Genomic DNA, 25,760 nt, shown 5'->3' with positions numbered 1-25,760 from the left:
AAACGACTCTGCGCCCCGCGTCGCCGCAAGGGGGAAAACGTCGCGATTCAAGGGCCTAGTGTAAACTTCGAACATGGATATTGTACTGTATGCCCTCACTGCGCTTCTCTACGGCGGACTTGCCGTAGCGGGGTGGCGCGCGCATCGCCACACGGCCGTGGAGCCGGCGTTGGCCGGCGTGCCTTCGGGCATGGCGCCGGCGCCGGCGCCGAAAATGTCGGCGGGCATGGGCGGACTGGGCCGCGCTCTATTATTAGTAGCGTTGCTCGTGCACGGTCTCTTGCTGCACACGACGATCTTTCCCCAGAACGCGATGGTCTTCGGCTTCGCGTTCGCGCTGTCCGCGATGTTCTGGCTCGGTGCGGGCATCTACTGGATCGAAAGCTTTTTCTTCCCGCTCGACGGCCTGCGGCTGCTCGTGCTCCCGCTCGCGTGCGTGGCGTCACTGCTGCCGCTCATCTTCGGCGGCGTGCGCGTGCTGTCGTACTCCGCCGCGCCGATGTTCAAGCTGCACTTCCTGATCGCGAACATCGCGTACGGGCTCTTCGCGATCGCCGCGCTGCACGCCGTGCTCATGCTGATGCTCGAACGCCGTCTGCAGCGTATGCGCGGCATGGCGACGCGTCATACGGGCAACGGCTGGCTCACGAGCTGGCTCGACACGCTGCCGCCGCTCCTGACGCTCGAAAAGCTGCTGTTCCGCCTGATCGCGGCCGGCTTCGTGCTGCTCACGCTCACGCTCGTGTCGGGCATCGCGTTCAACGAGCAACTCGTCGATCGCGCGCTGCGCTTCGATCACAAGACCGTGTTCGCCTTCGTCTCCTGGCTGATGTTCGGCGCGTTGCTCACCGCGCGCCGCATCTCGGGATGGCGCGGACGCGCGGCATTGCGCTGGGTGCTGGCCTCGTTCGCCGCGCTGCTGCTCGCGTATGTCGGCAGCCGCTTCGTGTTCGAAGTGCTGCTGCATCGCGCGGTCGTCTGAGCGCGCACTTTCTATCGGCATTCATTCGATGCGAAATTTCTTCTTTCTGATCGTCCTCTTCTTCCTGAGCCAGTGGCTCCTGAAGAAGCTGCGCCGCGCCAACGAGCGCGCGCAACAGGGCGATGCCCAGGCCGGCGGCGCGACCGCGGGCGGCGCCAATGGCGCGCAGCGCGCGCGCAATGGCAACGGCAATGGCGCGGCCGCGAGCGCGCCGCAACTTGCCGATCCGCTCATCCGTTGTGCGCAATGCGGCGTGCACACGCCGCGCAGCGAGTCGATTGTCGTCGCGGGCGAGCGCTTCTGCTGCGCCGATCACGCGCGCCACTACGCGAGCCGCCCGACCGGCCGCGATGCGCGATGAACATGCAAGTCGTCAGGAAAGGCGATCCGCATATCGACGCGCAAGGCTGGCTGACGAGCGCGACGCGACTGCCGTCGCCGAACTTCGAGGCGCGTCCGGGCGACGCGGCGCCGACGCTCATCGTCGTGCACAACATCAGCCTGCCGCCCGACGATTTCACGACCAACTCGATCGCCGATTTCTTCCTCAACAAGCTCGATCACGACGCGCATCCGTACTTCGATCATCTGCGCGGCATGCGCGTGTCGGCGCACTTCGTGATTCGTCGCGACGGCGCGGTCGAACAGTTCGTCTCCTGCGATGAACGCGCGTGGCACGCGGGCGTTTCGTCGTTCTGCGGACGCGAGCGCTGCAATGATTTTTCGATCGGCATCGAGCTCGAAGGCAGCGATCGCATGCCGTTCGAAGACGCGCAATACGACGCGCTCGTCGCGCTCGTGCGCATCGTCGTGAAGCGTTATCCGATCGACGCGCTGGCCGGACATTCCGACATCGCGCCGGGCCGCAAGACGGACCCCGGTCCGCACTTCGACTGGCCGCGCCTGCGTCACGACAGCGCGCTGCCGCCTTCATTCTTCCCGTTTCAATCCAACATCTGAGCGCTGCGTAAGGTCTTTCTCGTTGCGGCGCAGCAGGGTCGCGCGCGATGCCTTGCCGTGCTTTGCGCTAGCAAAAGTCAACCCCGCAACGCCAGACTCAAGGCAAATAAAACTTTTTGAGACTGCGCGGATGTCCACTATACTTGGTGCCGAAAGACGTACTTTGCACTATATCTTGTGTTGTTGAAGCGGCGCCCGCTCCCATGAGCCGGCGCCGCCAGCTTTCCGGCGTAGAGAAGTTTGGCTGGCCCGGGGCGATGCGCGAGACGGTTTCTCTTTGCGAGGAGAGAGGCGTCGGGCGCATCGGGCGCCAGCGAGCAGCACCGTGAAGAAGGCATGCAAGCAAGCGCGAATTGCGTCGACCGACACCGCGCGCCAACGCGGGCACCGCATGAGACGCCAATAACAATGCGGGCCGTAAGCGCCGCGATTCGTGTTTCCAGCCTGCTGTATTCACAGCCTGGCTTACCGCCAAAACACCGCGTGACCCTCATGACGAACTCGTGACGCGCGCGGCATAAGTGATAAATCCGCGGATCATCCGCACCATTCGAACACCAGGAGTTTTGCACATGCAAACCACCGACAACGCCACGACTTCATTCGAAGGCGCATCCGCACAGCCGATGGGCGGTGCGCAGGCCACGGGCGCGGCACAAGCGCTCGCGCCGAACACGACGTATGCCGACTACAAGGTCATCCGTCGCAACGGAAGCGTGGTGTCGTTCGAGCCGACGAAAATCGCGATCGCCGTGACGAAGGCGTTCATCGCCGTGAACGGCGGCCAGGGCGCGGTTTCGGCGCGCGTGCGCGAACTCGTCGAGCAACTGACGCAAGCCGTCGTGCGCGCGCTCGTGCGCAGCCGTCCGCATGGCGGCACGTTCCATATCGAAGACATTCAGGATCAGGTCGAGCTCGCGCTGATGCGCGGCGGTGAGCACAACGTCGCGCGGGCGTACGTGCTGTATCGCGAGAAGCGCACGCAGCAGCGTTCGCAAGAGCGCTCGGAAGCGCAGAACGCGCAGTCGCACGAAGGCGCGATCAACGTGACGGACAACGGCGTCACGCGCCCGCTCGATCTCGACGCGCTGAAGGCGCTCATCGTCTCCGCATGCGCGAACCTCGGCGACGCGGTGTCCGCCGAGCCGATCGTCGCGGAAACGGTGAAGAACCTGTACGACGGCGTGCCGATGTCGCAGGTCTATGACTCGGCCATCCTCGCCGCGCGCACGATGATCGAAAAGGACCCGGCGTACAGCCAGGTCACCGCGCGCATCCTGCTGCACACGATCCGCCGCGAAATTCTCGAAGACGAAGTGACGCAAGCCGAAATGGGCGAGCGTTACGCCGAATACTTCCCGCTCTTCATCAAGCGCGGCGTCGAAGCCGGCCTGCTCGACGACAAGCTCCAGCAATTCGACCTGAAGCGCCTCGGCGCTGCGCTCGACGCGAACCGCGATCTGCAATTCGGCTACCTCGGCCTGCAGACGCTCTACGACCGCTACTTCCTGCACGTCGAAAGCACGCGCATCGAACTGCCGCAGGCATTCTTCATGCGTGTCGCAATGGGCCTGTCGCTCAACGAAATCGACCGCGAAGCGCGTGCGATCGAGTTCTACAACGTGCTTTCGTCGTTCGACTTCATGTCGTCGACGCCGACGCTGTTCAACTCGGGCACGCATCGCTCGCAGTTGTCGTCGTGCTATCTGACGACCGTCGCCGACGATCTCGACGGCATCTACGAAGCGCTGAAGGAAAACGCGCTGCTCTCGAAGTTCGCGGGCGGTCTCGGCAACGACTGGACGCGCGTGCGCGCGCTTGGCTCGCATATCAAGGGCACGAACGGCAAGTCGCAGGGCGTCGTGCCGTTCCTGAAGGTCGTGAACGACACGGCCGTCGCGGTGAATCAGGGCGGCAAGCGCAAGGGCGCGGTGTGCGCGTACCTGGAGTCGTGGCACCTCGACATCGAGGAATTCCTCGAACTGCGCAAGAACACGGGCGATGACCGTCGCCGCACGCACGACATGAACACGGCGAACTGGATTCCCGATCTGTTCATGAAGCGCGTCGTCGAAGGCGGCGACTGGACGCTGTTCTCGCCGTCGACCTGCCCGGACCTGCACGATCTGTTCGGCGCGGACTTCGAGAAGGCCTATGTGGCTTACGAAGAGAAAGCCGCACGCGGCGAGATCAAGCTGTTCAAGAAGCTGCCGGCCGCGCAACTGTGGCGCAAGATGCTCGGCATGCTGTTCGAGACGGGCCATCCGTGGATCACGTTCAAGGATCCGTGCAATGTGCGCTCGCCGCAACAGCACGTCGGCGTAGTGCATTCGTCGAACCTGTGCACGGAAATCACGCTGAACACGAGCGAGACGGAAATCGCCGTCTGCAACCTCGGCTCGGTGAACCTCGTCGCGCACATGGTGAAGCAGGCCGACGGCAGCTATGCGCTGGATCACGCCAAGCTCAAGCGCACCATCAGCGTGGCGATGCGCATGCTCGACAACGTCATCGACATCAACTATTACGCGGTGCCGAAGGCGCGTAACTCGAACCTGAAGCATCGTCCGGTCGGCATGGGCATCATGGGCTTCCAGGACTGCCTGCATCTGCTGCGCACGCCGTATGCGTCGGGCGAAGCGGTCGAGTTCGCGGATCGCTCGATGGAAGCCGTCTGCTACTACGCGTACTACGCGTCGACGGAACTGGCGGAAGAGCGCGGCCGTTACGCGACGTATCGCGGCTCGCTGTGGGATCGCGGCATTCTTCCGCAGGATTCGCTGAAGCTGCTGGCGGACGCGCGCGGCGGTTACGTGGAAGTGGATTCGTCGGAGTCGATGGACTGGGCGCAACTGCGTTCGCGCATCTCGACCTACGGCATGCGCAACTCGAACTGCGTGGCGATTGCGCCGACGGCGACGATCTCCAACATCATCGGCGTGTCGGCGTGCATCGAGCCGACGTTCCAGAACCTGTACGTGAAGTCGAATCTGTCGGGCGAATTCACGGTCGTGAACGACTACCTCGTGCGTGACCTGAAGGCGCGCGGCCTGTGGGACGAAGTGATGGTGTCGGATCTGAAGTACTTCGACGGCACGCTCTCGCGCATCGACCGCATTCCGGCGGATCTCCGCGCGATCTACGCGACGGCGTTCGAAGTGGATCCGAAGTGGCTGGTGGAGGCGGCGTCGCGCCGTCAGAAGTGGATCGATCAGGCGCAGTCGCTGAACATCTACATGGCGGGCGCGTCGGGCAAGAAGCTCGACGAGGTCTACAAGCTCGCGTGGATTCGCGGTCTCAAGACCACGTATTACCTCCGTACGATGGCGGCGACGCACGTCGAGAAGTCGACGGTGGCGCACGGTGCGCTGAATGCCGTGCCGTCGGGCGATGGCGGGTCGGGCGCATCGGGTGCGCAAGGCGGGTTCGGTGGCGTGTCGGGTGGCGCGTCGAACGCGGGTGGCTTTAATGCCGCGGCGGTGGAGGCAGCGCCGGCTGCCGAAGCCGATGGTCCCGTTTGCATGATGCGTCCGGGGGATCCTGGCTTCGACGAATGTGAGGCTTGCCAATAAGACGGGCTGAATCAGCCCTGCGGACCGGTGCCGGGTGCTTCCTTCTTCGTGAGGGGAGTGGTCGGTGCCGGTTTTTTTTCGCCGTTGGTTTCGGTGTTGTTTTCGCTGTTGTTTTCGCTGTTGTTTTCGCTGTTGTTTTCGCCGGATCCCGGTTTCGTGTCGGTCTATTAGCGTTGCCCCTGTGCGGGGCGGCAGTCACTTTCTTTGCTGCTGCAAAGAAAGTAACCAAAGAAAGCAGCTCGTTCACGCCCGCGGTCACACGCACGTTGGCCATGCTTGCCAGCCCGCGGTGGCCCTCGCCTAAGTGTCGCCCTCGAAGGCCCATCCGGGCTTGGATCGCGCACGGTCTGTCGCGCCAGTTGTTTTAGGGCGCTGGTTCAGCACGAAAGAGCTTCGGCACAGCGCTGCGCGCTGCCGTTGGGTATGCGAGGGAAACCGAAGAGGCGCGCGCGCCCGATTGACCCATCGGCCGCGAAGCGGGCCGGAGCTATTTGGTGCTGAACCCGTTCGTTATGTGGCGCGATGGTTCAGATCGTGCGCGGTCCAAGCCCTTGTCTGCTTGTGGGGGCACTCGCTACTGCCGGGCCATTCAGCCAATCGTCTGTGCCGCGGCCGGTGTGAAGTGCTTAGGCTGGGGATAGCTGCTTTCTTTGGTTACTTTCTTTGCAGCAGCAAAGAAAGTGACCCCTCCGCCGGGGAGGCGGCTACTGAGCAAGCGGCGAGATAACGGAAGAAGCAAGACCGCAAAAGAACCAACACCCTCACCCCCGCGTGCCACGCGAAATCTCCGTCCCGGCATCATGCGCGAGCCGCGCGGTAATCGGCATCGAAAGAAACGAGAACAACCCAACGACAACGAACGCAGGCCAGAAGTCGGACCATTGCACGCTCGCATGACCGTTCAGATATTGCGAGAGTTCCAGCGTGATCCCCGCGATGGTCACGCCGAGACCAAGCGACACCTGTTGCACGAAGCTCGCAAGGCTGGTCGCGCGCCCGACATCGCGCGTTTCGATCTCCGCATACGCGAGCGAGTTGAGGCTCGTGAACTGCAACGCGGGGAAGAAGCCGCCGAGCAGCACGACAGCCCAGATCACCCAGGTCGGCGTGCCGGGGAAGAACGTGCCGCACGCCGCGATGGCGATGCCCGACAGCGCCGCGTTATAGAAGAGCGTCTGACGGAAGCCGAAGCGATGCAGCACACGTGACGCGAGCGAGCGCATGAACATGCCGCCGAACGCCGACGCGCAGGTGATCGCGCCGGACTTGAACGCGGTCATGCCGAGACCTTCCTGCAGCGCGAGCGGCAGAAGAAACGGCACGGCGCCGAGCCCGATGCGAAACATCGAACCGCCGAGAACGCTCGCCTGAAACGTCGGCACGCGGAAGAAGCGCAAGTCGAGCAGCGGCTTCTCCGAGCGGCGCGCGTGGATGCAGTACAGCACGACCATCAGCGCGCCGGCCACGCACATCGCAAATGCAGTGCGTTGCGGAATCAGTTCGCCGCCGACGAGCGAGAGCCCGAGCAACAGCAGCACGCCCGCGCTCGCGGAGAGGAAGAAGCCGAACCAGTCGAGCCGGCCCGGATGGTCCTCGTGCGAGTTGGCGATGTAGCGGTTGGTCAAATAGATGCCAGCGATGCCGATCGGAATGTTGATGAAGAAGATCAGGCGCCAGTGCAGATAGGTCGTGATGAAGCCGCCGAGCAACGGACCGACCGCGGGTCCGAGCATTGCGGGCACCGAGAGGTAGTTCATCGCGCGAATGAACTCCGAGCGGCGCACCGAGCGAAAGATGATGATGCGGCCGACAGGCACCATCATCGCGCCGCCGACGCCCTGGATGAAGCGCGCGACCGTGAACGGGCCGAGCGACGTGGAGGCCGCGCAGAGCAGCGAGCCGACGACGAACACGCCGATGGCCGCGCGGAACACGGCGCGTGCGCCGAAGCGGTCAGCGACCCAGCCGCAGATCGGTATGAAGACGCCGAGCCCGAGCACATAGCTCGTGACGGCGACTTTCAACGTGACGGGATCGCGTCCGAAGGCACGCGCCATTTCAGGAATCGCGGTGACGATCACATTGGCGTCGACGCTTTCCATGAACATCGCGCACGCGACGATGAGAGGGGCAATGAAAGCTTTGACGGCAAGCGGCATGGTGAATCGCGGTCAACTCTTGGCGGCAAGAGCGGCGATTATGGCACCGATATGGAGCAGTCGCTGAGCGATCGAAGCGCGTTGCGTGCTGCGATGAACATTCAACGAGGAGTGAAGAAACGATGGACCCGCAGGATCTGCAACGTCTCGTCACGCAGACGATGCCCTATGGCAAGTACAAGGATCGGCTCATCGCGGATCTGCCCGGTCACTATCTCGCGTGGTTCGCGCGTGAGGGTTTTCCAGAGGGCAAGCTCGGCAAGCTGCTCGCGTTGATGCATGAGATCGACCATAACAACCTGCGCTCGCTGCTCGATCCGTTGCGAGGACGATGAGTTTTTCGTCGAAACGGATCGTCGCGTAAACACGCTATAGGTTGTATCGGCCGGTTTTGCAAGCACAAGATATTGTGGAAATAAGAGACGTCAAATGCTAAACTTCGGCAACGAATTCGAAGCATGCGGCAGGCAGGAGCAGGTGCCTCGACGTACTTGTCCGAGCGTGTTTCGAGTGACGCGGCGCGTGTTCGATGAACAGCATCGAAGCTCATCGAAGAGCGCGAGTGAAGGTAGCAAGCCGCTCGCTTCTCGACACATGTTTTGCATCGCATCGAGTGTCGTCGAGAGACATCGATCGATGAGCGAAGCGAGCCACGCTTCGATGCGTTCGACATCGCACACTCGACATCGAGCTTATGTTCGCAGCAAAACACGAAGTGCTTCGCATCATGCATCGCACGTCGGCCGCAAAGCGCCGTGGGACAAGGCTTTCAAGACATCGATGAAGCCACGCGCAAGCATGTTGCGATGCCTTCGAAGTCACTCGATCAGGACCGCTTCACACACGATTCAACAGATGCCGCATCGAGCTTCACACACACGGCTGCGAGCCAAGTGTTGTATGCAGGTAGCAACGTCGAATCTAAATCGCATGAAAACGAGAATTTTCATGAGCAAACTCTTTTATCGCTCATGAAAAGATGGTACAAACCGATCTAAATTGATGGTGAGAATTTATGCTCAACTGGGATGACGAGACCACTGCCGTAGCTCCCTCGAGCGCTTCGCAACAGAACACGTTGCGCAACGCTCAAGGCACGGCGCAATTCGCGCAAGCTCATCAAGCTACCCATCAGACTGCTCAGGCTAACTCGACGAACATCTTCTCCGATGGCTTCGTTCCGCCCGCAGCCGCTGCACCGTCCGCCGGCGTGATCGCCGCGCAGAGCGAAGCGCGCGTCAATGTCGCCGACAAGCGCATCATCAACGGCAAGACCGACGTCAATCAGCTCGTGCCGTTCAAGTACAAGTGGGCGTGGGAGAAGTACCTCGCCGGCTGCGCGAACCACTGGATGCCGCAGGAAGTGAACATGTCCCGTGACATCGCCCTGTGGAAAGACCCGAACGGTCTCTCGGACGACGAGCGTCGCGTCGTCAAGCGCAACCTCGGCTTCTTCGTCACGGCGGACTCGCTCGCCGCGAACAACATCGTGCTCGGCACGTACCGTCACATCACCGCTCCGGAGTGCCGCCAGTTCCTGCTGCGCCAGGCCTTCGAAGAGGCGATCCACACGCACGCGTATCAGTACATCGTCGAATCGCTGGGTCTCGATGAAAGCGAGATCTTCAACGCGTATCACGAAGTCAAGTCGATTCGCGACAAGGACGAGTTCCTCATTCCGTTCATCCAGACGCTGACCGATCCGGCATTCACCACCGGCACGCTGGAAGCGGACCAGAAATTGCTGAAGTCGTTGATCGTGTTCGCCTGCATCATGGAAGGCCTGTTCTTCTATGTCGGCTTCACGCAGATTCTGGCGCTGGGTCGCCAGAACAAGATGACGGGCGCGGCGGAGCAGTATCAGTACATCCTCCGCGACGAGTCGATGCACTGCAACTTCGGCATCGACCTCATCAACCAGATCAAGCTCGAAGAGCCGCAACTGTGGACCGCCGAATTCAAGGCCGAGATCCGCGAGCTCTTCAAGGAGGCGGTGGAGCTCGAATATCGCTACGCTGAAGACACCATGCCGCGCGGGGTGCTCGGCCTGAACGCGTCGATGTTCAAGAGCTACCTGCGCTTCATCTGCAACCGGCGTTGCCAGCAGATCGGGCTTGACCCGCTCTTCCCGAACGAGGAAAACCCGTTCCCGTGGATGAGCGAAATGATCGACTTGAAGAAGGAACGCAACTTCTTCGAGACACGCGTGATTGAGTATCAAACCGGCGGCGCGCTGACCTGGGAATAATAAAAATCCAGGACGTGTTGCAGACGAAATCGATGGGACGGTCAGGCAGCAGCGTGTCGCTCACGCGCGCCTGATCGACAAGGTTTAGGAGAACGGTCGCCCGATGCAAAGTGCGCCTACTGACTTGGCGAGCCGATTATCGGCACGAATGAAAGACAGGCGTTTTGCGATCCCTTCAATGGGATGGGCAAACTTCCCCCCGGAAAATGCCAGCGGCATGCGCGCTGGCTCGATCAAGCGATGGCCGGCGCCGCGGAGATGCGGTGCTGACTCAATTTGGCGCGCGGTGCCTCGGGGCACGGCGCGCCTTGCCGTATTCATTAGCGTAAGCAGGTGGGATCAGCGTACGCCGATGAATAATCCGCTTCGTAGCGTGCGCTGTGAGAGGCGACGCGTGGGAAGCGGGTTTTGACGAAGGGTGTAGTTTGAACTGACTCTCATCTGAAAACCTGAAGGAGAAAAACCATGGCAGTTGCCAAGAAAAAACCCGCCGCCAAAAAGGCTGCAGCGAAGAAAGTCACCGCAAAGAAGGCCGCACCGGCGAAGAAGGTTGCCGCCAAGAAGGTCGCTGTGAAGAAGGTTGCAGCGAAGAAAGTAGCGGCCAAGAAGGTCGCGGCGAAGAAGGTTGCAGCAAAGAAAGTGGCAACCAAGAAAGTCGCAGCAAAGAAAGTAGCGGCGAAGAAGGTTGCAGCGAAGAAGGTCGCGGCGAAGAAGGCGCCCGCGAAGAAAGCCGCTGCGAAGAAAGTCGCGACCAAGAAGGTAGCCGCGAAGAAGGCCGCAGCCAAGAAGGCGCCTGCGAAGAAGGCCGCGGCGAAGAAGGCGCCCGCGAAGAAGGCCGCAGCGAAGAAGGCCGCTGCGAAAAAGGCTCCTGCGAAAAAGGCTGCTGCGAAGACCGCAGCCGCTGCGCCTGCGCCTGCTGCCGCTCCCGCTGCGAAGAAGGCCCCCGCGAAAAAAGCGCCGGCCAAGAAGGCCGCTGCTGCGAAGAAGACTACGGCTGCTGCTCCCGCAACGACGGCAACGACCGTATCGGCGCCTGCTCCGGCTCCGGCCGCTGCGGTCAAGACGGCGTTGAACCCGGCAGCGGCATGGCCGTTCCCGACGGGCAGCCGTCCGTAAGTTCTCGCAGTACGCGACACCCAGGCACAGTGCGCTGTGCCCTTAGTCCGGGTAAGCCTACCCGGCCTGAACCCGTCGCCGGAAATCTGGCGGCGGGTTTTTCGTTTCGGCGAACGAATTTCATCGCGCGCCTGCCGCTCGCTTCGTGCGGCCAAAGAAAAAGCGCATGCATCTTTCGATACATGCGCTCATACCGGACGAAGTGCTCGCCTTGCGGCGGCTATTCGTCCGCCGAATGCGTCAGTGCCACTGAGTTCAGTGAGTCACGCGCGTGACGCCGCCGCTCGACAACAGACGCACCCGCTCGCCCGCCTGGAAGACTTCGCCGTTCGCGGTCTGCGTGATCGCGCGCATGTCGCCGTTATCGAGGCGCACGGTGATCTCCAGACCGTTCTTCATCGCGACGCTGTTCTCGACCGCGTTACCCGCGACAGCGCCGGCCAGCCCGCCGATGATGCCCGCGATGATCGAGCCATTGCCACCGCCGATCGCGCTGGCCGCCGCGACGCCGCCGAGCGCGCCGCCGCCGATCGTGCCGAGGCCGGTCGGCTGGCCGTTGTTCGAACTGATCTTCACGCCGCGCACGCTTTCGACGGTGGCCATGCGCACCGTTTCCTCGCGCTGCGCCTGCGACGCCGTGTACACGTCCGAAGAACTGCTGTTGTAGGCGCAGCCCGTCAGCGCGACCGAGCCGACGAGCGCCATTGCCAGCGCGATACGACTTACCGTTTTCATTCCTTCACTCCAATCACTCAGAACAGACTGTTTCCGAAAGCCTGTTTGAAACGTTCTTCGATTTCGGCGCGCGTCGGCGCGTAGGTTTGCGGTCCCTGATGTTCGATTTTCAGCGAACCCATCAGACTCGCGAGACGACCCGTTTTCTCCCAGCCAAGCTTGTTCTCGATGCCGTACAGCAGGCCGCCGCGGAATGCGTCTCCGCAGCCGGTCGGATCGACCACCTGATGCGCCTTCACGGAGGGAACGTCGAGCACGCCATCGTCATGATAGATCTGCGCGCCGTGTTCGCCACGTGTGACGACGAGGGCATCGACACGGCTCTTGATGTCTTCGATCGACCAGCCGGTCTTGTTGCTCAACAGCTTGGCTTCGTAATCGTTGACCGCCACGTAGGTGGCGAGTTCAATCATGCGACAAAGTTCGACACCGTCGAGAATCGGCAGTCCCTGACCCGGATCGAACACGAACGGCACGCCGGCGCGGGCCAGTCCTTCGGCGTGTTCGCGCATGCCTCGCGCGCCGTCGGGGGCGACGATGCCGAGCGAGATGCCGCGCGTTTCATCGGCGCGGTTCAGGTGCGATTCCATCATCGCGCCGGGGTGGAACGCGGTGATCTGGTTGTTCGCGAGATCGGTGGTGATGAAGCATTGCGCCGAGTGCTGATCGGGCAGCACGCGCACGTATTCCGTCGACAGACCCAGCGCGTCGAGCCGGTCGACGTAGAGCTGCGAATCCGCCGCGCCGAGCGTGGCCATGATCTTCGGATCGCCGCCGAGCAGCTTCAGCGCATACGCGATGTTGCCCGCGCAGCCGCCGAAGTTGCGCCGCATCGTCGGCACCAGGAAGCTGATGTTCAGCATGTGCACCTGATCCGGCAGGATATGGTCGCCGAAGCGGCCCTGGAAGGTCATGATGTTGTCGTAGGCGAGCGAGCCGCAGATGAGCGTAGCCAAGGCGAACGTCCTTAAGAATAGGTGCCGAGGAAAAAAATGCGCATACGAGGCGCGGCGAGCTTTTCACCGCGCCTCGTATGCGCGGACCGCTCCGGTCGGGAGCGGTCCGCCGAGAGAATTACTTCAGTGCGGCGAGTGCTGCGTCGTAGTTCGGCTCGTTCTTGATTTCAGGCACGAGCTCCGAGTGCAGCACCTTGTTGTTCTCGTCCAGAACGACCACCGCGCGGGCCGTCAGGCCCTTGAGCGGGCCGCTCGTCACGTCGACGCCGTAGGCTTGCGCGAACTCGTGGCCGCGGAACGTCGAGGCCGTCACGACATTTTCGATGCCTTCGGTCGTGCAGAAACGCTTCGCCGCGAACGGCAGGTCGCCCGACACGACGACCACCACCGTGTTGTTCAGGCCGGCGGCTGCTTCGTTGAACTTGCGCGTCGAGGTGGCGCAGGTCGGCGTGTCGAGGCTCGGCACGATGTTCAGCACCTTGCGCTTGCCCGCGAAGTTCGCGAGCTTGATGTCGCCGAGATCGGCGCCGACGAGCGTGAATTCGGACGCTTGCTGGCCTGCGCCCGGAAAGGTGCCGCTGACGTCGATGGGATTGCCGCCGAGGGTAACTTGACTCATGTTGCGCTCCAGAGAATTGTCAGATGCTGACGGGAAAATCGCGCGTGCCGAGCCGTGAGGGCAGGCAAGCGCGTCGTGTGGCACTCGGTTCGGAGTCTTGCGCGTGATGAACGGCGCAAGGCCGTGATCAAGGATAAAAGACCTGAACCCGGTAATTCGCGGCGACCGCGTCGCCGGTATCCAGCCGGACGACGACCGGCTGCGCGCTTTGCGGCGGAAGGCCGACGGCGAATATCGTACCCGCTCGCGCGTAATCTTGCGGCCAGAGCACGCGACGGATCGCGACGTTGTTCTTGTCGTCGAGCAGTGTGAGTTCGAGCGCCGGATACGCAAGCGCGACATCCAGCCGATTGCGCAGCGACAGCTTCAGTTCGAGCTTGTGCGGACCGTCGACCTGACGCAGGCCCGAGCTCTCGATCTGCAATCCGTCGATGTCGCGCGGCGGCGAGATCGTGCAGCCGATCTGATCGCAGACGTCCGAATAGAGCGCATGCGAGGCGGGCACGAAGACCATCACGGATTCGCGTTGCCACCACGCGAGCTGCACGAGCAACAGCAACGCCAGCAGCACGGCGACGATGATGCCCACCACGCGCATGGCCTTCCCCGAACCGACACGCGCCGGCGCGCGCGACTCTCGTGGCTCGCGCGATTCACGTGATTCGCGGACGACCGGAAACGCTTCGTTCGCGCTGACACGGCGAACCGGCGCGGGCGGTTTCTTGCCGACGAAGCCGGGTTCCGCGTCGTCGCGCCACGCGGGTGCCGCGGGCGGTTCCGGCGTCGGCTGCACGGGCGGCGTGTCCTGCTCATGAACCGGCCCGATGAACGGCTCGGCGCGATCGTCGACAGGAGCGAACGGCGCAACGGGCGCGACGGGCGGCTCACCGAGCGGCGCATCGACGCCGCCTTGCGCGGAATTCGCGGCATCGGCATGCGGCGCGCCCACGCGGATGAACTGCTTCAGGCGCCCCGCTTCGCCGGGCAGCGCGGACGGCTCGTTCGCGGCGTCGGATTGCGCCGGCTCCGTGCGCGGTGGCGTGGGTCGCGTTTGCCCCGAGGCACCCGCGAACGCGGGGGAATCGCCGTAGATCGTGCGCTCGCTATCCGCGCCGGACGACTTGACGCCCGCCGGCAGGGAAGGCGTAGCGGCATGTCTTGCCGGCCCGGTTGCGTTGAGATCGAGATTGCGCGGTGCGAAGGGGCGCGGTTTCAGCGGCGGGTCGGGCAAGGCCGTCACGTGCGTCGGCGCATCGGGAGCAGGGCCGGCGCCCGAACTGGTCGTGGGGCCGACGGCGACATCATCGTCGATGATCGCGGCATGCTGAGCGACACCTGCCGCAGCCGGCTCATCGGGAAGCTCGAAGCGATGATGCGCGGCGTCGAAAACTTCCTGGCAGTGGCCGCAGCGCACGCGGCCGTCGTGCGGCGCGAGCAGGTGCGGGTCCAGCTTGAACACGGTTTCGCAGTGAGGGCAGCGGGTTGCCAGCGCCATATAGAAGTGCCGTTGGCCTGACGGCCTATTCGTGGAAGATGGCGCTATTCTAAAGGCTTTCGCGCCGCGTTCCCGCGAGGCATACCCAGCCTTCGTGCTCGCGCCAGACGCCGATGTCGATCCACTTGGCATAGACCGCCGCGACCTCGTCGGCCTGCCGCGCGAGCACGCCCGACAGCGCGATTCTGCCGCCCGGCTTCACCTTCGCGGAGAGCATCGACGCCATCAGCTTGAGCGGATTCGAGAGGATGTTCGCGACGACGATATCGAATTCGCCGGCGGGACACGCGTCGGGCAAGCCGTAGGTCACGTCCGCGCGATTGCGCTCGCTGTTCTGACGCGCCGACTCGACTGCCTGAGGATCGATGTCGATGCCCACGACCGGATCCGCGCCGCACTTCTTCGCGAGAATCGCGAGGATGCCGGAGCCGCAGCCGTAATCGAGCAGCGATTGCCCCGGACGCACGGATTGCTCCAGCCATTCCATGCACAGGCGCGTAGTCGGATGGCTGCCGGTGCCGAATGCGAGCCCCGGATCGAGTTCGAGCACGAGCGCGCTCGGGTCGGGCGCGTCGTGCCACGAAGGCACGACCCAGATACGCTCGCCGATGGAAATCGGATCGAACTGCGCCTGCGTGAGACGCACCCAGTCCTGTTCCTCGACGTCGCGCACGGTGAAAGAGGGCGTCGCCGCCAGGCCGATTTCGTTCGCGGCCGCGGCGAGCAGCACGTCGGGATCGGCGTCCTCGGCGAGCAACGCCACGACGCGCGAGCGGTTCCACGCACGCTTCTCGGGCACGAGCCCCGGCTCGCCGAAGAGCGGCTGCTCGTCGGGCGTGTCGGCGTCGGCGTCCTCGACGGACACCGACAAGGCGCCGACGTCAAGCAGCGCGTCCGACAGCGCTTCCGCGTGCTCGCGATCCAGCTCGGCGATCAATTCCCGGTAACTCATGCTCGTGTCTCGTGCTCTCTTGCTTCGCTGTGCTTCAGGACTCTTCGGCGACCGCCGCCTGACGCGCGGCGAGCTTGTTCTCGAGATAGTGGATGCTCGTGCCGCCTTCGACGAACTTCGCGTCGATCATCATCTCGCGATGCAGCGGGATATTGGTCGAGATGCCTTCCACGACCATTTCCGACAGCGCGATGCGCATGCGGTTGATCGCCTGCTCGCGCGTCGCGCCGTACGCGATCAGCTTGCCGATCATCGAATCGTAGTTCGGCGGAACGAAATAGCTCGCGTACGCATGCGAATCGACGCGGATGCCCGGGCCGCCCGGCGTATGCCACGACGTGATCCGTCCCGGCGACGGCGTGAACTTGAACGGATCTTCCGCGTTGATGCGGCATTCGATCGCGTGGCCGCGGAACTGGATGTCCTTCTGGCGGATCGACAGCTTTTCGCCCGCCGCGATGCGAATCTGTTCCTGGACGATATCGACGCTCGTGATGAGCTCCGTCACCGGATGCTCGACCTGAACGCGCGTGTTCATCTCGATGAAGTAGAACTCGTTGTTCTCGTACAGGAACTCGAAGGTGCCCGCGCCGAGATAGCCCATCTTCTTGCAGGCGTCGGCGCAGCGGTCGCCGATACGCTCGATGAGACGCCGCGCGATACCTGGCGCCGGCGCTTCCTCGATCACCTTCTGGTGACGGCGCTGCATCGAGCAGTCACGCTCGCCGAGCCAGATCGCGTTGCGGAACGAATCCGACAGCACCTGAATCTCGATGTGACGCGGGTTCTCGAGGAACTTCTCCATGTACACCTGCGGGTTGCCGAAGGCGCGGCCCGCTTCCTCGCGCGTCATGTTGACCGCGTTGACGAGCGCCGCTTCCGTGTGCACCACGCGCATGCCGCGCCCGCCGCCGCCGCCCGCCGCCTTGATGATGACGGGGTAGCCGACCGTGCGCGCAATCTTCACGATCTCGCGCGGATCGTCGGGCAACGCGCCTTCCGAACCCGGCACGCACGGCACGCCGGTCTTGATCATCGTTTGCTTGGCGGTGACCTTGTCGCCCATCAGGCGGATGGTCTCGGGACGCGGACCGATGAACGTGAAGCCCGATTGCTCGACGCGCTCGGCGAAATCGGCATTTTCGGAGAGGAAGCCGTAGCCGGGATGGATGGCTTCGGCGTCGGTGACTTCGGCCGCGCTGATGAGCGCCGGCATGTTTAGGTACGAGAGGTTGGATGGCGCCGGTCCGATGCACACGGCTTCGTCGGCCAGCCTGACGTACTTCGCTTCCTTGTCGGCTTCCGAGTAGACGACGACTGTCTTGACGCCCAGCTCGCGGCACGCGCGCTGGATGCGAAGCGCGATTTCGCCGCGGTTCGCAATGAGAATTTTTTCAAACATAGTGGGTCGGCTCATCAACGGGCTCGCGCGAGCGGCCCTTGGGGATCCAATCGGCGGCGCGCTTCTCGACGGATCGATGCTGCTCTGCGCGCCGGCGCGGTGAAGCTGTGCGGCGGCGATGCAGACCGCATCGGCCGCACGGCCCGATGCGCCTTCAGTCGCCGATCACGAAGAGCGGCTGGCCGTATTCGACCGCCTGTCCGTTCTCGACGAGGATTTCCTTCACGACGCCGGCCTTATCCGATTCGATTTCGTTCAAGAGCTTCATCGCTTCGATGATGCACAGGGTCTGGCCTTCCTTCACCGTATCGCCGACCTGGATGAACGGGTCCGCGCCCGGCGACGGCGCGCGGTAGAACGAGCCGACCATCGGCGAGGTCACGATGTGACCTTGCGGTGCGGCTGCCGCCGGCGCGGCCGCTGCGGCCGGCGCACCTGCTTCGCCCGCGCCGGCGAAGTGCGGCGCGGCCGGCGCCTGCATTTGCGGCGCGTACTGTTGCGGCGCCTGCATGTAGACAGGCGCGGCGTTCTTGACGATGCGAACCTTGCCTTCGCCTTCCGTCACTTCCAGCTCCGAGATGCCGGATTCCGAGACGAGGTCGATCAGCGTTTTCAGTTTACGAAGGTCCATCGAAAAATCCCCTTTCAATACTTGGAGACCGGGGTTGCCCGGTGCTTGACTTGATTTGTGGGTGTTCTGAACTGCTCAGCCGCGAGCCTGCGCGGCCAGCAGGCCGACGCGCGCACGCACTCCCGCGCAAGCGCCGACGGCGGAATCGGTCGGCACACCGCGGGCGTTCATGTCGAACGCATCGGCGTGGTCGCTTTGAAGTGCGCGTCCGAACTGCCAGCGCACGACGCCTGCGAATGCCCTGCGGCGACCGCCATCGTTTTCACGGATGTCGGACTCGACGGCGAGGTGGCCACGCGGCACCGGCAGAGTTGTCATAGTCGCTTCGGGTTGTGCGGAATTCGGCGCACTTTAGCGCCGTTTAGAGAATTTTGTCTAGTTTTACCGTGCGGCGCGTTCCGAAACTATGGGACAAATTACCGTTTTGCGCCGCACGGCCGACTGAATTTCCCGCAAGATCGGCTTACTGTACCCTAAGTCACGGCTTACTTAGCGCAATTCACTGCGTACAGGCGGCGAATTTTTACAGGCTGTCGAGCGTGTGCTTCAGCTCGGCGGGATCGACCTCGCCCAGTTTTGTCGAGCGGATCTGTCCTTTTGCGTCGATCACCACCGTGAAAGGCAGCCCGCCCGCGTTGTTGCCGAAGCTACGCGCAAGATCCGCGCCGCCGAAACCGGTGACATAGACGGGATACGCGACCTGCACCTTCTTCAGGAAGTCGTTGACGTTCTTCTCGCTATCCACGCCAAGTCCGATGAACTTGATGCCTTTCTTCTCGTAGTCGCGCTGCATGGCGGAAAGGGTGGGCATTTCCTTCACGCACGGTCCGCACCACGACGCCCAGAAATTGACGACGACCGGCTTGCCCTTGAACGACGCGAGCGGCACGGACGTGCCCGAAGCGCCCGGCGGCGTTGCTTTCCATAGCTGTTCGACGGCGTTGCCGCTCGCCGGGGTCGCGGCGACGCTATCGCCGCCGGTAAACACGTGACCCGCGTAAAAGCCGCCGACGGTCGCGGCGACCGCGACCACGAGGGCCGCCAGAATGCGTGTGCTTTTCATGAGCGTCCAGAAGAAAGATCAGCCGCCGATTTCCAGCGACGGGGCATCGGGATGATCGAGCAGCGTGCGCACCGCCGCCACATTCGCGCGTGCCAGGCGTCCGCGACCGTCCGCGCGCACGGCACCACGGAGATCATCGGTGCCGTAGAGCGCGATATGCAAGCCGATCGGCTCCTCGTTGCGCACTCGATGCAGAAAACTCAGCGTCTCGACATAGCCGCGACCGGCGAAATGCCGCGTCTCGGATACGTCGTACTGCACGTTCGCGTTCAGCAGGTAGATCGCGACTTCCTTCGGATTGTCGCAGAAGCATTGCAGATGGACATCCGAATGCTCGCCCGCCGTGCCGTTGAGCACCGCGCCCGTCAGATACGGGTCGAAGGGTTTCAGGCGCTCCATCCATTCGAGCGCGACTTCGCGCATGCGCCGCAGCACGATCGGCTGGCTCTCGCTCTGGAAAATGGCCTGATATTCGCGGATTTCCTCTTCGATCTGATCGTTATCGGGCAGAAATTCGCCGCCGATCTTCGCCTCCCCGACGACCTGCCGCGCAGCCTTGCGCTTGGCGGTCGAGTAGTCGAGCCCGTCCTCGGCGATCATTCTCGCGGCGGCAATCGCGATTTCCTCGCGCACGCGCTGCGGATCGAAATGTGATTTGCGAACCATGCCGGAATGATACTAGATAAGCTCGGACGGCCCTTTTGCGGACTCGGTGCGGCACGCTCGCGCCGGCGAAAGAGCGCCAGGCGTGCTCGGTTACAATATGCGCCTTCAGGCGCCTTTCTGCACGGGTTTGCCCACGAACGGCGCCGTTCCTGTTTTTGCTTCTCAATCGCCCGCGCGGCGCGACACGGTTTATGCACATCCACATCCTCGGCATCTGCGGCACCTTCATGGGCGGACTGGCTGTTCTGGCGCGCGAGGCGGGCCACAAGGTCACCGGCTGCGACGCAGGCGTTTATCCGCCGATGAGCACGCAGCTCGAAGCGCAGGGCATCGAGTTGATCGAAGGTTACGGCGTGGAGCAGCTCGCGCTCGAACCGGATCTGTTCGTCATCGGCAATGTGGTGACGCGCGGCAATCCGCTGATGGAAGCCATTCTCGATCGCGGCCTGCCGTACACGTCCGGCCCGCAGTGGCTCGGCGAGCACGTACTGAACGGGAAATGGGTGCTCGCCGTCGCGGGTACGCACGGCAAGACCACAACCAGTTCCATGCTCGCGTGGCTGCTCGAAGACGCGGGCATGAATCCCGGCTTTCTGATCGGCGGCGTGCCGCTCAACTTCGGCATCTCGGCGCGTCTGACGGATTCGAGCTTCTTCGTCATCGAAGCCGACGAGTACGACACCGCGTTCTTCGACAAGCGTTCGAAGTTCGTCCACTATCGGCCGCGCACGGCGGTACTCAACAACCTCGAATTCGATCACGCTGATATCTTCCCCGATCTCGCCGCCATCGAAACGCAATTCCATCACCTCGTTCGCACCGTGCCGGGCGTCGGGCGCATCGTCACGAACGGGCGCGAGGCCGCGCTCGAACGCGTGCTGACCCGCGGCTGCTGGTCGGGCGTCGAGCGCTTCGGCGTCGACGGCGGCTGGCAGGCGTTGCCCGTCGAACAGGGCGCGCCCATCGACGAGCATTTCGCCGTGTACTGGGAGGGCGAGCGCCAGGGCGTCGTCGACTGGCAGGTGCAGGGCGAGCACAACCGCATGAACGCGCTCGCGGCGATCGCGGCGGCGCGCTCGGTCGGCGTGCCGGCGGCGCAATCGGTCAAGGCGCTTTCGAGCTTCCGCAACGTCAAGCGGCGCATGGAAGTGAAGGGCAGCGTGGACGGCGTCACCGTGTACGACGACTTCGCGCATCATCCGACCGCGATCGACACCACCGTCGCCGGATTGAGGACGCGAATCGGCGATGCGCGCATCCTCGCCGTGCTGGAGCCGCGCTCCAACACGATGAAGCTCGGCACGATGAAGGCGCAGTTGCCCGCGAGTCTCGCAAGCGCGGATCTGGTATTCGGCTACGGCGCGCGTGAAGGCCGCGACAAGCTCGGCTGGGATCTCGCCGAGGCGCTGTCTCCGCTCGGCGACAAGGCGCGGGCATTCAACGAGATCGAACCTCTGGTGAAGGCGGTCACGGCCGCCGCGCGCCCCGGCGACCACGTGCTCGTGATGAGCAACGGCGGCTTCGGCGGCGTCCATCAGAAGCTGCTCGACGCGCTATCCGCGCGTGGCGCGGGAGGACATTCGTGATTCTCTATCTGCACGGCTTTCGCTCGTCGCCCGAATCCTTCAAGGCGCGCGTGATGCACGCGCGTCTCGCGGAACTCGGACGGCTCGGCGAATGGCAGTGCCCGATGCTGCCGGTGTCGCCGTTCGATGCCGTCGCGCTGGCGGAATCGCTCGTCGCGGACGAAAAGCCGGGCGATGTGACCGTCGTCGGCAGTTCGCTCGGCGGCTACTACGCGACGTATCTCGCCGAGAAACACGGCTGGCGCGCCGTCCTGCTCAATCCGGCGGTGATGCCCGATCGCGATCTGAGCCACTATCTCGGCGAGCAGCCGTTGTGGCACGGCGACGGCAGCATCACCGTATTGCCGAGCCATCTGGACGAACTGCGCGCGCTCGCGATCGAGTCGATCACGCGGCCGGAGCGCTACTATCTGATCGCGGCGACGGGCGACGAAGTGCTCGATTACCGCACGATGCTCGACCACTATCCCGGCGCCCGGACCACGCTGATTCAGGGCGGCGATCACGCGATCAGCGACTTCCCGGCCTATCTCGCCGATGTCATCGCGTTTTGCGATCAGGCGCCGCCACCGCTCGTCGCGCCGGCGGCGGCGTGACAACGGCGTCACACTAATTCAACCACCGGCGCGAATCACGCGGCCCGGTCCACCGTCTTACGAGAGTATTGAGTGAACGTTTTCTTCGAGGAATCGGGTAGTTTCAAGGCCGGATCGGTGTTGTCCAAACAGGGCGACGCGTTCCAGGTCGAGTTGCCGGGCGGGCGGCGCGCCAAGGTGCGCGCGAAAGACGTGCTGATCGAATTCGACAAACCCGCGGCCGGCGACCTGATGCAGGAAGCCGACGCCATCGCGCAGGAAATCGATCTCGACTTTCTGTGGGAGTGCGCGCCCGAAGACGAATTTCCGTTCGCGGCGCTCGGCGCGGATTACTTCGGCGACAAATTCGGTCCGACCGAACGCGCGGCGCTCGTCCTGCGCATGCATGGCGCGCCGGTCTATTTCCGGCGCAAGGGACGCGGCCAGTATCAGCGCGCGCCACAGGAGCAGTTGCAGATGGCGCTCGCAGGCCTCGAGCGCAAGCGTCAGCAGGCGCTCGTGCAGCAGGGCTACGAAGACGACCTGAAGGCGGGCAAGCTGCCCGACGCGCTGAAGGAAAAGGCGCTCGGCCTGCTCACGAAACCCGACAAGAATTCCATCGAGTACAAGGCGCTCGAAGCGGCCGCCGCCGCGCGCGGCATTTCGCAGGCGCGGCTGATGCTCGAATGCGGCGGCATCGCGTCGCCGCGCGCGTTGCACGAAGCGCGCTTTCTGTCGGAATACTTTCCGCATGGCACCGGCTTTCCGTCGGTGCAGCCGGGCCCGTTGCCGGAAGATCTGCCGGAAGCGAATGTCGAAGCCTTTTCCATCGACGACGTCACCACGACCGAAATCGACGACGCCTTCTCCGTGCAGCATCTCTCCGACGGCCGCGTGCGCGTGGGTATCCACATCGCGGCGCCCGCGCTCGGCATCGCGCGCGGCGACATGATCGATGCGATCGCGCGCGGGCGTCTCTCCACGGTCTACATGCCTGGCGACAAGATCACGATGCTGCCGGACAACGTCGTCGATGTGTTCACGCTCGGCGAAGGCGGGCTGCGCCCGGCGCTGTCGCTGTACATCATCGTGAATCGCGAGACGCAGGACATCGTCGCGACGGAAACGCGCGCCGAACGCGTGTTCGTGAAGAGCAACCTGCGTCACAACCATCTCGATGCGTTCGTCACCGAGGAAAGCCTCGCCGCCGGCACGGGCGATTACGCGCACAAGGACGACATCGCGGTGCTGTGGCCGCTCGCGCAGGCGCTCTTCGAAAAGCGTCAGCAGGCGCGCGCGAGTTACGGTCTCAAGCGCGAAGTGCAGCGCAACAACGACTTCAACTTCTATGTCGATGGCGAGCACATCACGATCACGCCGCGCCGTCGCGGTTCGCCGCTCGATCTGATCGTCGCGGAACTCGCGATTCTCGCGAATTCGTCGTGGGGCGCATTCCTCGACGATCACGGCGTGCCGGGCATCTATCGCTCGCAGCGCGGCTTCGGCGGTCCCGGTCCGAAGCGCACGCGCATGCAGACGACGCCCGCGCCGCACGAAGGGCTGGGCGTCGCGCAATATGCGTGGAGTACGTCGCCGCTGCGCCGCTACGTCGATCTCGTCAATCAATGGCAACTGCTCGCGTGCGTGCAGCATGGCGTGACGGCCAAGCTCGCCGCGCCGTTCAAGCCGAAGGACGCGGATCTCTTCGCCGTCGTGCAGGGCTTCGACGACACCTACACCGCGTACGCCGATCATCAGCGCCGCATGGAGTATTTCTGGTGTCTGCGCTGGCTGAAGCAGGAGAACCGGAAGCAGGTTCCGGCGTCGGTCATCAAGGACGATCTCGTCCGGCTCGAAGAAATTCCGCTGATCCTGCACGTGCCGGGCCTCGGCGTGCATGCGCGCGGAACGCGTCTGATGCTGGAAGTCGTGTCGATCGATGAACTGACGGTCGAAGCGTCCTGCCGTCTGCTGCATGTCATCGATGCGCCGTCCGCGAGCGCGCCGGTCGAGGAAGAGGAAGCCGAAGAAGAAATCATCGAGACCGACGATCTTTCCGCCGAAAGCGAAGCCGAAGCGCAGGCGGAAGCGTCGGCGGAGCAGCCACAACCGGAAACGCCGGACAACGCGCAGGAACCGACGCCATGAAAGACCAGTACGCGGTGATCGGCAATCCGATCGAGCACAGCAAATCGCCGTGGATTCACGCGAAGTTCGCCGAGCAGACCGGCGAGACCATCGAATACGGGCGCATTCTCGGGCCGCTCAATGGCTTCGAGCGTGAGGTGAAGAACTTCGTCGCGTCGGGCGGACGCGGCATGAACGTCACGGTGCCGTTCAAGCTCGAAGCGCACGCGCTCGCGGATTCGCTGTCGCCGCGCGCGGCGGCGGCGGGCGCGGTGAACACGCTGGCCTTCGGTCCCGATGGCGTGCGCGGCGACAACACCGACGGCGTCGGCCTCGTGCGCGACATCGAGGTGAATCTCGGCGTGAGCCTGAAAGGCGCGCGCATTCTGCTGCTCGGCGCGGGCGGCGCGGCACGCGGCGTCGTGCTGCCGATCTTCGATCGCGCGCCGGCGGCGCTCACCATCGTCAATCGCACGGCGGCGAAGGCGCATCAACTCGTCGAGCAGTTCGCGCAAAACGCGGCCGAATGCGGCGTGCGTTTCGCGGGCGGCGGCGCCGACAGCGCGGAAACGGGCCGCTACGACGTGATCGTCAACGCGACCGCGGGCAGCCTCGACGCCGCCTTGCCCGATTGCGACGACAGCGCGTTCGGCGCGGGCACGCTCGCCTACGACATGATGTACGGCGCGCAACCGACCGTCTTCATGGAGCACGCGTCGAAGCTCGGCGCGCGCGCATCGGATGGCCTCGGCATGCTGGTCGAGCAGGCCGCCGAATCGTTCTTCATCTGGCGCGGCGTGCGCCCGGACGGCGGCGCGGTGCTGCGCGAATTGCGCCGGACGCTCGCAGCCAAAGCCTGATATGACCACCGCGCCGATCGGGAGCCGCGCGCCACGCGCGCACAAGGCGGTGCGGCTCGGCCCGGCGCGATGGATTCTGTACGGCGTGTCGGTGCTCGGCATCGCATTCATTGCGACGCAACTCTACTTCTTCGCGCAGATCGGCATCTGGACAGTCGTGAATCCCGGCCCGACGGCCTTCATGCGCTCCGATGCGTGGACGCTCGCGAAGACGCATCCCGGCGTGTCGCTGCAGCGCACCTGGGTGCCTTACGACCAGATTTCGCGCAACCTGAAGCGCGCGATCATCGCGTCGGAAGATGCCAACTTCGTCAACAACAACGGCTACGAAACCGACGCCATTCTTCAGGCGTGGGAGAAGAACAAGGCGCGCGGAAAAATCGTCGCGGGCGGTTCGACCATTTCGCAGCAGCTCGCGCGCAATCTCTTTCTGTCGCGCGAGAAGAGCTATGTGCGCAAGGCGGAGGAGCTCGTCATCACGTGGATGCTCGAATTCTGGATGGACAAGGAACGCATCTTCGAGATCTATCTGAATTCGGTCGAGTGGGGCAACGGCGTGTACGGCGCGCAGGCGGCGGCGCAGTATTACTACAAGACGTCGGCGGCGAATCTGTCGGTCGGGCAGAGCGCGCGGCTCGCCGTGATGCTGCCTCGGCCCAAGTATTTCGACGATCATCGCAACGCGCCGTATCTGTCGCAGCGCTCGCGCGTCATCGCGCGCCGAATGGGCGCGGCGGAGCTGCCGCAATGAGTTTTGGTTTGCGAAATTAAGTGAGAGTTTGCAAAACTAAACAATGTAAAGCCCTGATTTATCAGGGCTTTTTTGTTTTTGGATTGCCGCCGACACTCAAAATTTTTCCCATTATATGAGCATGACGATCACATATTGAATAGTTCGAAGAGCCCGAACTACAATCCGACCAAAGCCTAAACGGCACATGCGTGCGACGACCGAAGGAACCCTGCGGCGCGCACGATTAGAACAACGGAGACACGTGATGCACTCGATCGCCTGTCCGCGTTCGCGGACCCTTTCACACGATTTGTACGTCGCGA

At 63.6% G+C, this 25,760-nt stretch carries 23 protein-coding genes and 1 pseudogene; 13 read left to right on the top strand and 11 right to left on the bottom strand.

The genetic code is table 11. The features are described from left to right. The first annotated feature begins 73 nt into the window (after positions 1-73). The 4 genes from QCE73_RS12325 to QCE73_RS12310 all read left to right on the top strand — a co-directional run bounded on the left by QCE73_RS12325 (position 74) and on the right by QCE73_RS12310 (position 5,514). Positions 74-982 (top strand): inner membrane protein YpjD, encoded by a 909-nt coding sequence (locus QCE73_RS12325; RefSeq protein ID WP_035511279.1) that lies wholly within the window; start codon positions 74-76, stop codon positions 980-982. Between the two features lie 28 nt (positions 983-1,010). After that, positions 1,011-1,343, top strand: coding sequence for a PP0621 family protein (locus QCE73_RS12320; RefSeq protein WP_309881420.1), 333 nt, complete (start codon positions 1,011-1,013; stop codon positions 1,341-1,343). Continuing rightward, positions 1,340-1,942: a 1,6-anhydro-N-acetylmuramyl-L-alanine amidase AmpD gene (ampD, locus tag QCE73_RS12315; RefSeq protein ID WP_309881419.1), complete on the top strand. Its 603-nt coding sequence runs from the start codon at positions 1,340-1,342 to the stop codon at positions 1,940-1,942. The genes QCE73_RS12320 and ampD overlap by 4 nt, the downstream gene beginning before the upstream one ends. Before the next feature lie 572 nt (positions 1,943-2,514). Next, positions 2,515-5,514, top strand: coding sequence for a ribonucleoside-diphosphate reductase subunit alpha (locus QCE73_RS12310; RefSeq protein ID WP_309881417.1), 3,000 nt, complete (start codon positions 2,515-2,517; stop codon positions 5,512-5,514). A gap of 761 nt (positions 5,515-6,275) precedes the next feature. On the opposite strand, the gene QCE73_RS12305 is transcribed toward QCE73_RS12310, so the two are convergent. Then, positions 6,276-7,673 carry an MFS transporter gene (locus QCE73_RS12305; protein WP_309881415.1) on the bottom strand — a complete coding sequence of 466 codons (1,398 nt, stop codon included), beginning with the start codon at positions 7,671-7,673 and terminating at the stop codon, positions 6,276-6,278. 122 nt (positions 7,674-7,795) lie between these two features. Between QCE73_RS12305 and QCE73_RS12300 the strand changes: the two genes are divergently transcribed. From QCE73_RS12300 to QCE73_RS12285, 4 genes and pseudogenes are all read left to right on the top strand, one after another. Next, complete coding sequence (locus QCE73_RS12300; protein WP_035507762.1) at positions 7,796-8,008, top strand: DUF3820 family protein; 213 nt, start codon at positions 7,796-7,798, stop codon at positions 8,006-8,008. Positions 8,009-8,688: 680 nt separating this feature from the next. Further along, positions 8,689-9,921: a ribonucleotide-diphosphate reductase subunit beta gene (locus QCE73_RS12295; protein WP_035507759.1), complete on the top strand. Its 1,233-nt coding sequence runs from the start codon at positions 8,689-8,691 to the stop codon at positions 9,919-9,921. 103 nt (positions 9,922-10,024) lie between these two features. Further along, positions 10,025-10,355 (top strand): annotated as a pseudogene (locus QCE73_RS12290) (hypothetical protein). 31 nt (positions 10,356-10,386) lie between these two features. Further along, on the top strand, positions 10,387-11,037 hold the full coding sequence (locus QCE73_RS12285) for a histone H1-like DNA-binding protein (protein WP_035507757.1): 651 nt from the start codon (positions 10,387-10,389) through the stop codon (positions 11,035-11,037). A 255-nt stretch (positions 11,038-11,292) separates the two neighbouring features. On the opposite strand, the gene QCE73_RS12280 is transcribed toward QCE73_RS12285, so the two are convergent. The 10 genes from QCE73_RS12280 to QCE73_RS12235 form a co-directional block, all read right to left on the bottom strand. After that, the gene (locus tag QCE73_RS12280) at positions 11,293-11,772 is read right to left on the bottom strand and encodes a glycine zipper 2TM domain-containing protein (protein WP_035507755.1); all 480 of its coding nucleotides are present in this window, start codon (positions 11,770-11,772) and stop codon (positions 11,293-11,295) included. A 17-nt stretch (positions 11,773-11,789) separates the two neighbouring features. Next, entirely contained in the window at positions 11,790-12,728 is a 939-nt protein-coding gene (locus QCE73_RS12275; RefSeq protein WP_035507752.1) for a carbohydrate kinase family protein, read from the bottom strand. Positions 12,729-12,846: 118 nt separating this feature from the next. Beyond that, positions 12,847-13,347: a thiol peroxidase gene (tpx, locus tag QCE73_RS12270; RefSeq protein WP_035507749.1), complete on the bottom strand. Its 501-nt coding sequence runs from the start codon at positions 13,345-13,347 to the stop codon at positions 12,847-12,849. 127 nt (positions 13,348-13,474) lie between these two features. After that, positions 13,475-14,842: a DUF3426 domain-containing protein gene (locus QCE73_RS12265; protein ID WP_309881412.1), complete on the bottom strand. Its 1,368-nt coding sequence runs from the start codon at positions 14,840-14,842 to the stop codon at positions 13,475-13,477. A 49-nt stretch (positions 14,843-14,891) separates the two neighbouring features. Further along, a complete protein-coding gene (prmA, locus tag QCE73_RS12260; protein WP_035507744.1) occupies positions 14,892-15,794 on the bottom strand; it encodes a 50S ribosomal protein L11 methyltransferase in 903 nt (300 codons plus the stop codon). Positions 15,795-15,828: 34 nt separating this feature from the next. Further along, positions 15,829-17,196, bottom strand: coding sequence for an acetyl-CoA carboxylase biotin carboxylase subunit (gene accC / locus QCE73_RS12255; protein ID WP_035507740.1), 1,368 nt, complete (start codon positions 17,194-17,196; stop codon positions 15,829-15,831). Between the two features lie 154 nt (positions 17,197-17,350). Continuing rightward, on the bottom strand, positions 17,351-17,827 hold the full coding sequence (gene accB / locus QCE73_RS12250; RefSeq protein WP_035507736.1) for an acetyl-CoA carboxylase biotin carboxyl carrier protein: 477 nt from the start codon (positions 17,825-17,827) through the stop codon (positions 17,351-17,353). Between the two features lie 75 nt (positions 17,828-17,902). Beyond that, positions 17,903-18,145 carry a hypothetical protein gene (locus QCE73_RS12245; RefSeq protein ID WP_309881409.1) on the bottom strand — a complete coding sequence of 81 codons (243 nt, stop codon included), beginning with the start codon at positions 18,143-18,145 and terminating at the stop codon, positions 17,903-17,905. Between the two features lie 205 nt (positions 18,146-18,350). Further along, entirely contained in the window at positions 18,351-18,890 is a 540-nt protein-coding gene (locus QCE73_RS12240; protein ID WP_309881408.1) for a TlpA disulfide reductase family protein, read from the bottom strand. Positions 18,891-18,908: 18 nt separating this feature from the next. Next, on the bottom strand, positions 18,909-19,556 hold the full coding sequence (locus QCE73_RS12235) for a UDP-N-acetylmuramate--alanine ligase (RefSeq protein ID WP_309881407.1): 648 nt from the start codon (positions 19,554-19,556) through the stop codon (positions 18,909-18,911). Between the two features lie 191 nt (positions 19,557-19,747). Here QCE73_RS12235 and mpl point away from each other — a divergent pair, with 191 nt between their 5' ends. The 5 genes from mpl (at position 19,748) to mtgA (ending at position 25,455) form a co-directional block, all read left to right on the top strand. After that, entirely contained in the window at positions 19,748-21,142 is a 1,395-nt protein-coding gene (gene mpl, locus QCE73_RS12230; protein WP_309881405.1) for a UDP-N-acetylmuramate:L-alanyl-gamma-D-glutamyl-meso-diaminopimelate ligase, read from the top strand. Then, complete coding sequence (locus QCE73_RS12225; RefSeq protein WP_309881403.1) at positions 21,139-21,738, top strand: YqiA/YcfP family alpha/beta fold hydrolase; 600 nt, start codon at positions 21,139-21,141, stop codon at positions 21,736-21,738. Before mpl ends, QCE73_RS12225 begins: the two co-directional genes overlap by 4 nt. A gap of 72 nt (positions 21,739-21,810) precedes the next feature. After that, on the top strand, positions 21,811-23,865 hold the full coding sequence (locus tag QCE73_RS12220) for an RNB domain-containing ribonuclease (protein ID WP_309881401.1): 2,055 nt from the start codon (positions 21,811-21,813) through the stop codon (positions 23,863-23,865). Next, positions 23,862-24,704: a shikimate dehydrogenase gene (gene aroE, locus QCE73_RS12215; protein ID WP_309881399.1), complete on the top strand. Its 843-nt coding sequence runs from the start codon at positions 23,862-23,864 to the stop codon at positions 24,702-24,704. Before QCE73_RS12220 ends, aroE begins: the two co-directional genes overlap by 4 nt. 1 nt (position 24,705) lies before the next feature. Then, a complete protein-coding gene (mtgA, locus tag QCE73_RS12210; RefSeq protein WP_051627117.1) occupies positions 24,706-25,455 on the top strand; it encodes a monofunctional biosynthetic peptidoglycan transglycosylase in 750 nt (249 codons plus the stop codon). The last annotated feature ends 305 nt before the right edge of the window (positions 25,456-25,760 follow it).

The organism is Caballeronia sp. LZ029 (assembly GCF_031451275.1).
GTDB classification, from domain to species: domain Bacteria; phylum Pseudomonadota; class Gammaproteobacteria; order Burkholderiales; family Burkholderiaceae; genus Caballeronia; species Caballeronia jiangsuensis.
The sequence above is the reverse complement of the archived record's forward strand: the minus strand, read 5'-3'. Positions and strand labels throughout refer to the sequence as shown.

Excerpts from the sequence above, each read along its gene's own strand:
- accB (WP_035507736.1), bottom strand. The coding sequence starts at position 17,827 with ATGGACCTTCGTAAACTGAAAACGCTGATCGACCTCGTCTCGGAATCC.
- QCE73_RS12280 (WP_035507755.1), bottom strand. The coding sequence starts at position 11,772 with ATGAAAACGGTAAGTCGTATCGCGCTGGCAATGGCGCTCGTCGGCTCG.
- accC (WP_035507740.1), bottom strand. The coding sequence starts at position 17,196 with ATGTTTGAAAAAATTCTCATTGCGAACCGCGGCGAAATCGCGCTTCGC.
- prmA (WP_035507744.1), bottom strand. The coding sequence starts at position 15,794 with ATGAGTTACCGGGAATTGATCGCCGAGCTGGATCGCGAGCACGCGGAA.
- QCE73_RS12310 (WP_309881417.1), top strand. The coding sequence starts at position 2,515 with ATGCAAACCACCGACAACGCCACGACTTCATTCGAAGGCGCATCCGCA.
- QCE73_RS12240 (WP_309881408.1), bottom strand. The coding sequence starts at position 18,890 with ATGAAAAGCACACGCATTCTGGCGGCCCTCGTGGTCGCGGTCGCCGCG.
- QCE73_RS12295 (WP_035507759.1), top strand. The coding sequence starts at position 8,689 with ATGCTCAACTGGGATGACGAGACCACTGCCGTAGCTCCCTCGAGCGCT.
- QCE73_RS12325 (WP_035511279.1), top strand. The coding sequence starts at position 74 with ATGGATATTGTACTGTATGCCCTCACTGCGCTTCTCTACGGCGGACTT.
- QCE73_RS12245 (WP_309881409.1), bottom strand. The coding sequence starts at position 18,145 with ATGACAACTCTGCCGGTGCCGCGTGGCCACCTCGCCGTCGAGTCCGAC.
- QCE73_RS12285 (WP_035507757.1), top strand. The coding sequence starts at position 10,387 with ATGGCAGTTGCCAAGAAAAAACCCGCCGCCAAAAAGGCTGCAGCGAAG.
- QCE73_RS12305 (WP_309881415.1), bottom strand. The coding sequence starts at position 7,673 with ATGCCGCTTGCCGTCAAAGCTTTCATTGCCCCTCTCATCGTCGCGTGC.
- QCE73_RS12300 (WP_035507762.1), top strand. The coding sequence starts at position 7,796 with ATGGACCCGCAGGATCTGCAACGTCTCGTCACGCAGACGATGCCCTAT.
- mtgA (WP_051627117.1), top strand. The coding sequence starts at position 24,706 with ATGACCACCGCGCCGATCGGGAGCCGCGCGCCACGCGCGCACAAGGCG.
- QCE73_RS12265 (WP_309881412.1), bottom strand. The coding sequence starts at position 14,842 with ATGGCGCTGGCAACCCGCTGCCCTCACTGCGAAACCGTGTTCAAGCTG.
- aroE (WP_309881399.1), top strand. The coding sequence starts at position 23,862 with ATGAAAGACCAGTACGCGGTGATCGGCAATCCGATCGAGCACAGCAAA.
- tpx (WP_035507749.1), bottom strand. The coding sequence starts at position 13,347 with ATGAGTCAAGTTACCCTCGGCGGCAATCCCATCGACGTCAGCGGCACC.
- ampD (WP_309881419.1), top strand. The coding sequence starts at position 1,340 with ATGAACATGCAAGTCGTCAGGAAAGGCGATCCGCATATCGACGCGCAA.
- mpl (WP_309881405.1), top strand. The coding sequence starts at position 19,748 with ATGCACATCCACATCCTCGGCATCTGCGGCACCTTCATGGGCGGACTG.
- QCE73_RS12320 (WP_309881420.1), top strand. The coding sequence starts at position 1,011 with ATGCGAAATTTCTTCTTTCTGATCGTCCTCTTCTTCCTGAGCCAGTGG.
- QCE73_RS12235 (WP_309881407.1), bottom strand. The coding sequence starts at position 19,556 with ATGGTTCGCAAATCACATTTCGATCCGCAGCGCGTGCGCGAGGAAATC.